The sequence below is a fragment of the Microcoleus sp. genome (assembly GCF_041354475.1).
GTDB lineage: Bacteria > Cyanobacteriota > Cyanobacteriia > Cyanobacteriales > Microcoleaceae > Microcoleus.
This window is the reverse complement of record NZ_JBGJZU010000006.1, coordinates 135,421-146,541: the sequence shown is the minus strand read 5'-3', so window position 1 is coordinate 146,541 and position 11,121 is coordinate 135,421. Positions and strand designations below refer to the sequence as shown.

The 11,121-nt window shown below is 44.7% G+C and carries 12 protein-coding genes; 7 read left to right on the top strand and 5 right to left on the bottom strand.

Translation table 11 applies throughout. From position 1 onward, the window contains the following. Positions 1 to 277: 277 nt before the first annotated feature. A complete protein-coding gene (psb28, locus tag ACBR23_RS04170; protein WP_341739928.1) occupies positions 278 to 610 on the top strand; it encodes a photosystem II reaction center protein Psb28 in 333 nt (110 codons plus the stop codon). A gap of 96 nt (positions 611 to 706) precedes the next feature. Further along, positions 707 to 1,213: a molybdenum cofactor biosynthesis protein B gene (locus tag ACBR23_RS04165; protein ID WP_371118531.1), complete on the top strand. Its 507-nt coding sequence runs from the start codon at positions 707 to 709 to the stop codon at positions 1,211 to 1,213. Between the two features lie 62 nt (positions 1,214 to 1,275). On the opposite strand, the gene ACBR23_RS04160 is transcribed toward ACBR23_RS04165, so the two are convergent. The 3 genes from ACBR23_RS04160 to ACBR23_RS04150 all read right to left on the bottom strand — a co-directional run bounded on the left by ACBR23_RS04160 (position 1,276) and on the right by ACBR23_RS04150 (position 3,325). After that, complete coding sequence (locus tag ACBR23_RS04160) at positions 1,276 to 1,671, bottom strand: DUF5615 family PIN-like protein (RefSeq protein ID WP_341739930.1); 396 nt, start codon at positions 1,669 to 1,671, stop codon at positions 1,276 to 1,278. After that, on the bottom strand, positions 1,668 to 2,042 hold the full coding sequence (locus ACBR23_RS04155; RefSeq protein WP_371118530.1) for a DUF433 domain-containing protein: 375 nt from the start codon (positions 2,040 to 2,042) through the stop codon (positions 1,668 to 1,670). Before ACBR23_RS04155 ends, ACBR23_RS04160 begins: the two co-directional genes overlap by 4 nt. A 335-nt stretch (positions 2,043 to 2,377) precedes the next feature. Next, entirely contained in the window at positions 2,378 to 3,325 is a 948-nt protein-coding gene (locus tag ACBR23_RS04150) for a class I SAM-dependent methyltransferase (RefSeq protein WP_371118529.1), read from the bottom strand. Between the two features lie 312 nt (positions 3,326 to 3,637). Between ACBR23_RS04150 and ACBR23_RS04145 the strand changes: the two genes are divergently transcribed. The 4 genes from ACBR23_RS04145 to ACBR23_RS04130 all read left to right on the top strand — a co-directional run bounded on the left by ACBR23_RS04145 (position 3,638) and on the right by ACBR23_RS04130 (position 6,294). Continuing rightward, positions 3,638 to 4,540 carry a hypothetical protein gene (locus ACBR23_RS04145; RefSeq protein ID WP_371116951.1) on the top strand — a complete coding sequence of 301 codons (903 nt, stop codon included), beginning with the start codon at positions 3,638 to 3,640 and terminating at the stop codon, positions 4,538 to 4,540. Between the two features lie 193 nt (positions 4,541 to 4,733). Continuing rightward, a complete protein-coding gene (locus tag ACBR23_RS04140) occupies positions 4,734 to 5,672 on the top strand; it encodes a glutathione S-transferase family protein (RefSeq protein WP_371118542.1) in 939 nt (312 codons plus the stop codon). A 105-nt stretch (positions 5,673 to 5,777) separates the two neighbouring features. Continuing rightward, positions 5,778 to 5,963: a BrnT family toxin gene (locus tag ACBR23_RS04135; protein ID WP_371116952.1), complete on the top strand. Its 186-nt coding sequence runs from the start codon at positions 5,778 to 5,780 to the stop codon at positions 5,961 to 5,963. Positions 5,964 to 6,018: 55 nt separating this feature from the next. Continuing rightward, the gene (locus tag ACBR23_RS04130) at positions 6,019 to 6,294 is read left to right on the top strand and encodes a BrnA antitoxin family protein (RefSeq protein WP_371118527.1); all 276 of its coding nucleotides are present in this window, start codon (positions 6,019 to 6,021) and stop codon (positions 6,292 to 6,294) included. Between the two features lie 188 nt (positions 6,295 to 6,482). Here the strand turns inward: ACBR23_RS04130 and ACBR23_RS04125 are convergent, their stop codons facing one another. Both ACBR23_RS04125 and ACBR23_RS04120 read right to left on the bottom strand, forming a co-directional pair. After that, a complete protein-coding gene (locus tag ACBR23_RS04125) occupies positions 6,483 to 6,785 on the bottom strand; it encodes a Uma2 family endonuclease (protein ID WP_371118525.1) in 303 nt (100 codons plus the stop codon). Positions 6,786 to 6,875: 90 nt separating this feature from the next. Beyond that, positions 6,876 to 7,442 (bottom strand): transposase, encoded by a 567-nt coding sequence (locus tag ACBR23_RS04120; protein WP_371118524.1) that lies wholly within the window; start codon positions 7,440 to 7,442, stop codon positions 6,876 to 6,878. A 698-nt stretch (positions 7,443 to 8,140) separates the two neighbouring features. Here ACBR23_RS04120 and ACBR23_RS04115 point away from each other — a divergent pair. Next, entirely contained in the window at positions 8,141 to 11,062 is a 2,922-nt protein-coding gene (locus ACBR23_RS04115) for a leucine-rich repeat protein (RefSeq protein ID WP_371118523.1), read from the top strand. Positions 11,063 to 11,121: the final 59 nt, after the last annotated feature.

The window sequence follows — 11,121 nt, the reverse complement described above, 5'->3', positions numbered from 1 at the left end:
CAAGGGGGGAAGGGGGACGAAAGATCGGACTCCTGTCCCCCCCTTCTTAAGGGGGGTTAGGGGGGATCTGGCCTTAATCGTCAAACAGTAGTCTGTGACAGGGTTTGGCCTTAAGTTGACACCAATGGGGGAAGGGGGACAAGGAAGATTTGCAATCAAACTTGAGTCTGCTTTTTTCTCCTCTTCCCCTCTCCCAAGTCTCGATTTCCCAGTACCGAATCGTTTTATGATGGGATCTTAAGAAATTAAGTAATCATTAAGGTTCAATTGTCAAATTATGGCTACAATTCAATTTTCCCGTGGTATGGACGAAGATTCTGTGCCAGAAGTGCGTCTAACTCGTTCTAAAAGCGGCAGTCAAGGCACGGCTACTTTTATCTTTGAAAATCCGAAAGCTCTAACTACCAGTACAGAAGACATTACTGGGATGTACATGATTGACGAAGAAGGTGAAATCATAACTCGCGAAGTTAAGGCTAAATTTGTCAACGGTCAGCCTGCTGGTTTGGAAGCTCTTTATTTAATGAGAAATAAGGAAGAATGGGAGCGTTTTATGCGTTTTATGGAACGCTACTCTGAAGCTAATGGCTTAGGATTTAGCAAGTCCTAGGTGATTGCTTCTTGGTTATTTGTTAGTTGTTATTGGCTGTGTCGCCAATAACAACTAAGAACTAACAACTAAAAACTAACAAATAACTTATTTTATATGACGCAAATTCCTCATCCTGATTTATCTGAAATGACTGTGAATTGTGCTGTTGTTACTGTTAGTGACACCCGCTCTGCTGAAACAGACCAGAGTGGTGTTTTAATTAAGAAGTTGCTGAAAGATGCTGGTCATTTTGTGGTAGCTTACACAGTTATTAAAGATGATTCGGCAAAAATTGTATTGCAAATTCAGGCTTTTTGCGATCGCGAAGATGTGGATGCGATAATTTTTAGTGGCGGTACTGGTATTTCTCCGCGAGATACTACTTATGATGTGATGGAGAGTTTGTTGGACAGAATTTTACCGGGGTTTGGGGAGATTTTTCGGTTTTTGAGTTATCAAGAAATTGGTTCTAGGGCGATCGCCTCTCGTGCTGTAGCTGGCGTTTATAAAGGCAAGTTAGTGTTTTCTCTTCCCGGCTCTAGTAATGCAGTGAAACTGGCGGTTGAGAAGCTCATCCTACCAGAGTTAGTTCATTTGGTGAAGCAGATGCGGGGCGAGTGAGGGGTGAAGTTGGTGTTTTGGGCGATCGATCGTTTTTGGATAATTTGATTTTGATGTCGATATCAAGGAATGAATAATCGACCAACTCCCATATAGTAATCAACATCTAGAACAATCTCCACAAGGCGCTCAACACATCGCTCTCGGTAGTCAAATTCGTCGAGGCGATCGATGTCTGCAATTGTCAACACGGGAAACGAATCTGCTGTATTTTCCTCGCGCATCACCTGTTCGAGTGAATCTTCACCCTTCATGTTTCGGTTGGCTGTGAGTATCATCATTTGATTTTCTTGAGCATAACGCCAAACCAAACGATCGCTCGCATCCATCGATAATCCAGCTTCCCTAAAAGTAACAAATTGAATCGACACGAGTTCAAGCCAGCCGAGTTTTGTCAAGATTCCGAGCAAAAGAAGAGCATAGCCGTCAAGATTAAAGTCAACTAAGAAAGTCATCATTTTTGTGCGGCGCGTCTTGCTTTTTGCTCCTCAAGTTTTGCCCAGAGGGCTTCTTGTCCGGGCTTATGTGGCATCATTGCAATGCGATCGAATCGTTCGCGATTGCGCTCTTCCCAATAGGAGCGAATTTCTGCTCTTGTTTGTAATACCTGTTGATACTCAGTTTCAATCTGAGTGCGATTTGCTTCAATGTAAGATAGAGCAGCGTTGATTTGATCGTCTGTGAGGTTAAATCTATTACGAATCAATCTCGGTGAATACTCAGCTTTCAGAAAATCCATAACATCATATAAAGTCAGTCGAGTGCCTGAAATCGTCAGTCCTCGCTCTGTACGGATAATAGTCGTTTGTTTGTCGGATACCGGAGTCATACCTATAACCTTTTAGGCGTCGCTTTTATTGTATCTCATATTAAATCAGGCTTAGTTATTCCCTACACGCCCAAAGTTTGTTTGGTGTTGCCTCAAATGGCTTTTGCGATTTTGATCTGACACGCATAACTCGGCACAGAAAATATAATCGGCAGAATCATCATCTTCTGCCACTTTGAAGATGCCGATACATTGTCCGTCAAGATGTTTCTCCATACCGTTTAGAATGTAACACACGCAGCCAAGCCGCACGCTGCGCCACAACTATTAATCATATCGCAGTTGCGGTCTAATACACTTTTTAAGTGCCATCGACCGCAAACATTTTTCAAACGTCAAACCTGACTATTTATTGCCTCAGCAACAATAGTCCGGTGTCTGGGAGTATTGCAAGTAATCGTCGGTGCAGCAAAACCAGAATCTACCAAAGCTTGCTCAATATCCAACCCAAAATACTGATCCAAATAAGGCTCCGTACTCTTGAGCAAAGTCAAAATATAAGGAGGCATTTTGGCATAAATTTCAGATTTGGGATTCATATCCATAATAGTCAAATGTCCGCCAGCGCGCAGCAAACGCCTCGCTTCTCGGAATATTTCCATCGTTGCCTTCTGCGGCAATTCGTGACAAACTAGAAAGATAGAAACTAAATCGAAAGCATTCCCAGGTAAACCTGTAGATTCAGCGGCAGCGTGTACCCAAGTCGGAGTTTTTTGGTTTGGTAATTCCGCTTTTTTTTGTTGGGAACGGTATTGAGCAACGGCTAAAAAATAAGGCGACAAATCCACACCGACAGTATTTGCTTCTGGGTAAACATCCTGCATAGCAAAGGTACTCATGCCCACGCTGCATCCCAAATCTACAATATCTTGGGGTGTTTGGGAAATCTGAGATTTGATAATTTCGTGATAACTTTCCCGGAGTTTAGCATCACCTTCGGCACCGGCTTCTGGCCAAATTCCCGCGTGAACTGCACGGGCGGCAACTTCAACTTCTGTGGCGGCTTCCCAACTCATATTGCCTTTTTCGTAGGCGTGAAATGAAGTTAGATAGTATTTGGGGTAAACCAGATTGGGATTTTGGACGCTGAGCAATTCTGCATCCCAATTCCTGGCTAAAAGTGCTTGGGCATCTTGTCGCCAATGCACTCCTATTTTTTCGGCTCTTTTAATCATCATTTCTCGCGCTTGATGTTTGGCGATATTCGCTAAAGGTTTGATGGAGAGTACGCCGTTTACTAAGCGTGATGCTAATCCTGGATTGGTTTTAACTTCAACAGTCATTTTTTAGGTTTATATTTTTTTTCGGGATTAATTTTAACATATATCGGCTGTTTATGTGGGTCTATATAATGAAACTTAACTTTGTGAGGGCGAGTGAAGTGTGAATATTTTGCACCACAGAGGGCGCAGAGAACGCAGAGGAGCCAGCAGAGTGAAAAGGCTGGAGGATTACAAAACGGGCTGTTGTCCTGTGGTAGTTGTTTGCATTTGTTTGCTTGCTTCTGCGGAGTTTACCCGGAATCTGGAATTGTATTTCCCGAAGTTGGAGTATTTGGAAGAACAGGTTTAAATATAGCTATTCTGGAGTTTGTGATGAGCAAGTCTATTGTGGAATTGGTTGACAATTTGCCTTCTGGTGGTATCACTGTGATGATGTTGAAGTCTCTCGATTTTGTGGTTCCTGGCCAATGGAATAATCTTACGGGTTTTGATAATACTATTCAAGCTGTTACAGGGGAAACTAAGGGCAAAGTAGTTGAGAAAATTCGCGATCGCGCGATCGCACTTTATGCAAATCCCAACGAACCCTATCAAGCCTCTCTCCGACTTTACCAGTTAGCCGACAGTGCCGACAGTGCGTTAGGAGTCACGGCTATGGCTAATAAAATTGGCGAAAACATCGGCTTTCTTTCTTTTATCAACCGCTTGACTCCCAAGGCTGACACCACTCAGACGATCGACTTATGTGTCAAAGTGGCGATCGAGCTAATTGTCTTCTGCAAACTTAACAATATTTCCCTTGACAATATGGGAGATTTTGGTAATTATTTATATCATTACAAAGACGAAGCTCTGATGCGGATGGCTGCTTTAGTCTGTGCTGATGGTTTAATTCCCCTGGGCCCGGACTTCCTTAGAGTAGCACAAAATACCCTAGTCGGATTGAATCCTTCAACCTTGCAGCAAAACTCAACTTTCCAAAATATCAGCAACCTAATTCCCGGCGGTAGTGGTGCTGCAAAACTCGGATTTGTGAACGCAACTTTTGCTTCCGCCCAAGGTTGGATGAACAATTTAGTACAGTCTCGTGGTTTAACTCCCGCTACTGTTTTAGGAAATCTTAAGCAATATGTTGATGTTACTGATGACAAGCTGGATTATGTGGCGGCGTTTTTAGATATGACTACTAATTATTACGAACATACGGGAATTCAAACAGTTGCTCGCCGATTGATCGATCGAGCTTATGCCGATATCACCTCTGGTAGAGTGTAGCAACTTGTTTTCAGGTGAGGCAAAGCAAGAGCGAGGCAGATCGCTCTTGCTTTGCCTTGTTTGAAGCCTGGATATCAATGTGATGTAAAATAAACAGATTATGTTTAGCAAATTACTTTTAATCCCTGGCGTGAAAAACAAATCACTTCCTTCATCAGTAACAGTCAAATTAGGCAAATTTGTCTGGACATCAATGTGGCAATTAATGATGTCAAAACTAGCACCGCCCGATCGCACCGGAGCATACATTCGCCCTAGCAGCAGTTTCCGAAATTTTGTCTCGACAGAAGCAAACAACCCTCACCAGCCCGCCACGGCACGATATCGCCTGTTTGTGGGTATGGGATGCCCGTGGGCCCACCGCACTCTGGTGACGAGAGCGCTCAAAGGGCTGGAAGATGCCATATCCGTGTCTGTTGTCTATCCCTCGGAAGGGGGAATGTGGGTGATGGAGTCGGAGACTTTTGGCTGCAATACGATGCCGGAACTTTACCAGTTGGCATCACCGGGCTATCAGGGGCGGTGTACGGTGCCGGTGTTGTGGGATGACTCGAAAAAGGCGATCGTTAATAACGAGAGTTCGGAGATTATTGTGATGCTAAACTCGGAGTTTAATGAGTTTGCTAGCAATCAAATGGATCTTTATCCTGTGGATTTGCGATCGCAAATTGACGAGTGGAATGAGAAAATTTACCAATCGGTGAATAACGGTGTTTATCGCTGCGGTTTCGCCCAATCTCAGGCTGCTTATGACTCGGCTTGCAGTGAATTATTTGCTGTTTTGGACGAAATCGATCGATCGCTCTCGATGAATCGTTATCTTTGTGGCGATCGGGTGACATTAGCAGACGTGCGACTATTTACTACTCTATTCCGTTTCGATGCAGTTTACTACAGCTTGTTCAAATGTAATGTGCGTCGCATTCAAGATTACGAGAATTTGGGTGCTTATCTGCGCGATTTGTATCAGTTACCGGGAGTTGCGGGTACTTGCGATTTGGAGGCTGTCAAGCGCGATTATTACGGCAATTTGTTCCCGTTGAATCCGGGCTGTATTATCCCGGCTGGGCCCGATGTGGCGAATTTGCTCAAATCGCACGATCGCGCAGGATTCAGCAACCGGGTTTCTTAGTAAAATCTTAGGTAGGATGCCAAAATTATCGCAGAAACCCAGTTTCTGTGAGTGCAAAATAACGTATCATAAATTTAGATCCTACTTAAAGTTGATTTATTTTTCATGCAGTTTGAATGGGACGAAGCCAAGAGAGCGGAAAATATTGCCAAACATCGGATTGATTTTGCAGATGTTTCTGAGATGTTCGATCTTCCTATGCTAACTGAGCTCGATCCGCGTACTGACTATGGGGAGGATCGCTGGATTGCGATCGGGTTTTTACGAAACGGTGTGGCGGTTGTTGTCTGAACAGAAAGGCAGGATGATATAATTAGAATCATATCAGCACGAAAGGCAAACCGATATGAGCGTCAACGATTCGAGCAATATCTCTGGTACTAATTGGGCAGCGTTAGAGGCGATGAATGATGAGGATATTGATTACTCTGATATTCCACCTTTGACGGATGAATTTTTTGAGAATGCTACCTTAAGAATACCAGCCGCCCAAGCTCGTAATTTGATTCAGTTAGATGCTGAGGTGATAGCATGGTTTCGAGAGCAAAGTGCCGAGTACAAAACTACGATTAATTCGGTGTTGCGGCGTTATATTGAGAGTAGTGGTAAACAGGCAGTTTAATCGCGTAGACCTGAGAAACCTGGTTTCTGATAAAAATCTCGGTTTTGATGCCACAATTCTCGTAGAAACCCGGTTTCTTGGACGGTTGCGCGTGGGTTCTGAGAAACCGGGTTTCTTACCCAAATCTCGGTTTTGATGCCACAATTCTCGCAGAAACCCGGTTTCTTGGATTATCTACTAGCTCAATATTATTCTTGAATTTCACTTATTTGCTCGTTTACTTCCTCTTCAACTTCAAAATTAATCCGTTCGTAAATCTCGCTCAACGGCATTTGAAATTCTACAGATTCTAGGGTTAATCCAGATTCCGCTGAATCATATTCTGTTAATACCCATTTGCCATCAGAGTTTTTGGCAAATTGTTCGATATGATAGCTATATTGGTCTATTAAAATGTATTCTCGCAATTCCGGGATTGAGCGATAGGCGACAAATTTGCCACCGCGATCGTAGTCCTTGGTTGAATTGGATAAAACCTCGACGATTACCATCAGAAACCGGGTTTCTGCGTAAAATCTCGTGAGGAGGCGTAAATTCTCACAGAAACCCGGTTTCTTGGACTAGGCGCGTGTAGTTTCTTTCTATTCTTCAAAGGTTAAATGCTGAATTAATCGATCGCTAGTTAAATCTTCTAAAAAGTAACGATAAGCATCTGCTGATTTAAATTGCGATCGCACTCCATCTATTTTAGGCAAACTACCCTGGCGCAAATCAATATATTCTTGATAGCTAGAAAACTCCCAATCCTCGGCTTTTTTAACTATATTAGCACAAACTGGGTTTAAGTGAATATAGCGAGTTAGGTGTAATAAATACTCTTCTCGATCTACATGAATCGCCTCAAACCGTCCCTGAAAAAGTGAACCCACTCTTTGATAGCGTTTGCCGATCGCTTTAGTATAAGATAGAGTAAATGCCTGCATCAGGTTGGAAAAACGATTGGTGTTCAGGTAAACCAATAAATGATAATGGTTCGGCATCAAACAATAAGCAATGATATCGACACCATGAGTAATCAGATGGTTTCTCAATTGGCGTAAAAAATAAATATAGTTTTCTCGCTCAAAAAATATCAACTGACGGTTATTACCTCGGTTATAAATATGATAGTAATTACCCGCTTGCAAGATCACTTGGCGACGTGGCATATCAGAAGGTAGGTGAGTGGCTAGCCGGAGTCAGAAACTGGGGCGCTCAGAAACCGGGTTTCTACGAAAAATCTGGTGAGGTTTTTTAAATTATCGCAGAAACCCGGTTTCTTGGATCGCGCGGGCGGGCCTCAGAAACCGGGTTTCTACGCAAAATCTCATGAGGAGGCGTAAAACCTCGTAGAAACCCGGTTTCTTGTATTCGCGCGGGCCTCAGAAACCGGGTTTCTGCGTAAAATCTCATGAGGAGGCGTAAATTCTCGTAGAAACCCGGTTTCTTGTATTCGCGCGGGCCTCAGAAACCGGGTTTCTTCGCAAAATCTCGTGAGGAGGCGTAAAACCTCACAGAAACCCGGTTTCTTGGATGCGCGCAGGGCCTCAGAAACCCGGTTTCTTGGATGCGCGCGGGCCTCAGAAACCGGGTTTCTGCGTAAAATCTCGTGAGGAGGCGTAAATTCTCGTAGAAACCCGGTTTCTTGTATTCGCGCAGGGCCTCAGAAACCGGGTTTCTGCGTAAAATCTCATGAGGAGGCGTAAAACCTCGTAGAAACCCGGTTTCTTGGACTAGGCGCGTGGAGATTCAGAAACCTTACTCGAACCTCACGAATCGCCAAAATATTCGTGTTATTTTGTAGTGAGATTAAGGAATATTCAAAATCAAATCATGCCTCAAGATCGCCCTTTCATCTCAAAAGGCGATGATCGAACTTATATACAAAAATCAAAACAAGGAATTGGCAATGTTAGAAAATGAGGGCGATCGGGAAGCAAAACAGCGCATTAAACAGGCACGGCGAGAGGGAGCAAGAGAACTCGATCTTAGCGACATGAAACTAACGAAACTGCCAGAGGCACTCGCATCCCTCACCCAGTTGCAAGTGCTTTACGTCCGCAACAACCAACTGAGGGAACTACCAGAGGCACTCGCATCCCTAACTCAGTTGCAACGGTTTGACCTCTCCAGCAACCAACTGAGGGAACTACCAGAGGCACTCGCATCCCTAACTCAGTTGCAAGTGATTGACCTCTCCAGCAACCAATTGACAGAACTGCCAGAGGCACTCGTCTTTCTCACCAGGTTGCGATGGCTTTACCTCGAAAACAACCAACTGACGGAACTACCAGAGGCACTGGCATCTCTCACCCAGTTGCAACGGCTTTACCTCAACAACAACCAACTAACGGAACTGCCAGAGGCAATCGCATCTCTCAGCCAGTTGCAACGGCTCGGCCTCAACAATAATCCTTTAAATCCTGACCTCGCTGCCGCCTATGAGCAAGGCACCAAACCCGTCTTGCAATACCTACGAGCAAAGGCAGAAGCAAAAATTACCCTAAATGAAGCCAAGCTGATTTTGATCGGTGAAGGCGAAGTAGGCAAAAGTTGCCTCCTCGGAGCATTGCGCGAAGATGAATGGCTAGAAAGTCGTCCCACCACTCACGGCATTGAAATTAAGCCAGTTATTGTCACCCATCCCGAAACCAGCACAGAGATATCCCTCAATGGTTGGGATTTTGGCGGTCAACCCGTTTATCGACCCACGCACCAGTTGTTTTTCAGTGCACCAGCCGTGTATCTGGTGGTGTGGAAGCCACGAGAAGGCCCCCAGCAAGGCTTTGTCAAAGAGTGGATTACTCTGATTAAACATCGGGAACCAGATGCCAAAATACTCGTAGTCGCCACCCACGGTGGCCCCGGACAGCGACAACCGGACATTGACAGACAGGACATTCACGATCGATTCGGCAGCGATACGGTGCTGGGCTTCTTCCATGTCAACAGCAAACCTGACGCTCAGAACTCCTGCAACGGCGTGGCAGAATTAAAACAAAAGATTGCTAGTGTCGCCGCATCTCTTCCCGAAATGGGACGTTCTGTACCCGCCAAGTGGCAGCGAGTGCGGGAAATCTTGCAGACAAACGACAAAGCCTATCTGCCCTACGATCAAGTTATTGCCATCTGCACTCAACACGGAATCGATGAAGCACAAGCAGAACTTTTCCTTCGCATTTCCCATGTCTTGGGGCATATTATCCATTACCATTACGATTCAATACTGCGAAATATCGTCATCCTCAAACCCAACTGGCTAGCAAAGGCAATTAGTTTCGTACTCGATGATGAATTGACACGCCGCCGCAACGGTTTAGTAGAATTTGAGCATCTGGGCGAATTATGGAGCAATCCCCCATTTCCAGGTGAGACAGGCTACCCGAAAAAACTACATCCCATCTTTCTCAAGCTGATGGAACACTTCGATTTGTCCTACCGAGTGGTGCTCGACCCCGCTAAACCCAGCAATACCAGTTTGATTGCTCAACTTGTGCCCGATACACGCCCGGAATTGCCCAATTGGGGACAGCAACCGGAAGCGGGAGACAGACAACAAGTGCAAATCTGCCGCATTGTGGACGATCGAGGACAACTTGCACTAGCAGAAGGATTGTTTTACCTGTTGATTGTGCGCTTGCACAAATACTCGCTGGGGCGATGCAATTACGAAAAAAGTATCCATTGGCAACGGGGTTTGATGCTGGACGACGACTACAACGGTCGGGCATTGCTGGAATATATTGATACTGATGTCAAAATCACCGTGCGGGCTGCTTATCCAGAACGATTTTTGTCTTATCTCACGGCAGAGATTAAATGGCTAGTCGAGAATTTCTGGGAAGGATTGCGATGTAATGTGATGGTTCCTTGTATTGCGCCTTGCGGTAAAAATCTGCCTGGAAACGCGCTATTTGAAGTAGAGAAACTAATTGAAAGCAAAAAGAAGAATCGTCATGAGTATCCATGTCCGATTTCCGGCTGTGGTGAATGGCAAAATATCGATCGCCTGCTGAATAACGCACCGACTGCTCAACCCCCATCCCAAGAAATCGGCATTCAGCAATTCCGCAATATTGTCAAAGACGAGCTAAAAATCATCCGCGAAGATTTAGTAACTTTCGATAGTCGAAATCAAGAACGATATCAGTCATTGTCTCAGGAACAGCGGATCATTCTCAGCAAAATCGATGAGGAATTTGCGTCACTGATGCAAATGCTCACCGATGAAGCAAAAGATGGCCCGCGCCTGTTCAGTTTCAAGCCCGTCGATCCCAAGTTTTTCGATCGCCCAAAATGGCTCAGTACAAAATTGCAAATAACCCTCTGGTGCGAACACTCTCGTTTGCCACTTCCAGCCTTAAATCCTCACGACAAACAGAAAGGAGTTTATGAATTGGAAGTGTCGCGCGCATGGTTTACCAAAGCAGCCCCCTACCTCAAAATTTTGACCGGAACCCTGAGTTTAGTTTTGCCTGTTGCAGCTTCAGCAACCAAGCTAATGCTAGATGACGCTACCTATAAAGGCATTGAAGAACAACTAGATTTAGGACAAAAAAGTATCGAATCTACCTTAAAAGGCAGCGATTTAGTTAGTGATTTGTCTACCGATACAGATGCCCCTGACTGGCAACAGGGCGAAGCAGCAATCATGGCAAAAGGCTCGATTTTGCGAGAATTACACGCGCTGCTAAAAGCCAAAGATCCTGGCTTTGGTGGCTTAGTTCGAGTGCAGAATAGACGGCGCGAATTCCTGTGGGTTCACGAGCAGTTTGTAGATGAGTATTAAGATTTTTATCTTGACACCATTATTAGGTCTATGTAATAATTTCAATAAAAACTCCCTAG

Coding starts and splice junctions, on each gene's coding strand:
- ACBR23_RS04165 (WP_371118531.1), top strand. CDS start 707: ATGACGCAAATTCCTCATCCTGATTTATCTGAAATGACTGTGAATTGT.
- ACBR23_RS04160 (WP_341739930.1), bottom strand. CDS start 1,671: ATGATGACTTTCTTAGTTGACTTTAATCTTGACGGCTATGCTCTTCTT.
- ACBR23_RS04135 (WP_371116952.1), top strand. CDS start 5,778: ATGCAGTTTGAATGGGACGAAGCCAAGAGAGCGGAAAATATTGCCAAA.
- ACBR23_RS04120 (WP_371118524.1), bottom strand. CDS start 7,442: ATGCCACGTCGCCAAGTGATCTTGCAAGCGGGTAATTACTATCATATT.
- ACBR23_RS04125 (WP_371118525.1), bottom strand. CDS start 6,785: ATGGTAATCGTCGAGGTTTTATCCAATTCAACCAAGGACTACGATCGC.
- ACBR23_RS04145 (WP_371116951.1), top strand. CDS start 3,638: ATGAGCAAGTCTATTGTGGAATTGGTTGACAATTTGCCTTCTGGTGGT.
- psb28 (WP_341739928.1), top strand. CDS start 278: ATGGCTACAATTCAATTTTCCCGTGGTATGGACGAAGATTCTGTGCCA.
- ACBR23_RS04155 (WP_371118530.1), bottom strand. CDS start 2,042: ATGACTCCGGTATCCGACAAACAAACGACTATTATCCGTACAGAGCGA.
- ACBR23_RS04140 (WP_371118542.1), top strand. CDS start 4,734: ATGTGGCAATTAATGATGTCAAAACTAGCACCGCCCGATCGCACCGGA.
- ACBR23_RS04115 (WP_371118523.1), top strand. CDS start 8,141: ATGATCGAACTTATATACAAAAATCAAAACAAGGAATTGGCAATGTTA.
- ACBR23_RS04130 (WP_371118527.1), top strand. CDS start 6,019: ATGAGCGTCAACGATTCGAGCAATATCTCTGGTACTAATTGGGCAGCG.
- ACBR23_RS04150 (WP_371118529.1), bottom strand. CDS start 3,325: ATGACTGTTGAAGTTAAAACCAATCCAGGATTAGCATCACGCTTAGTA.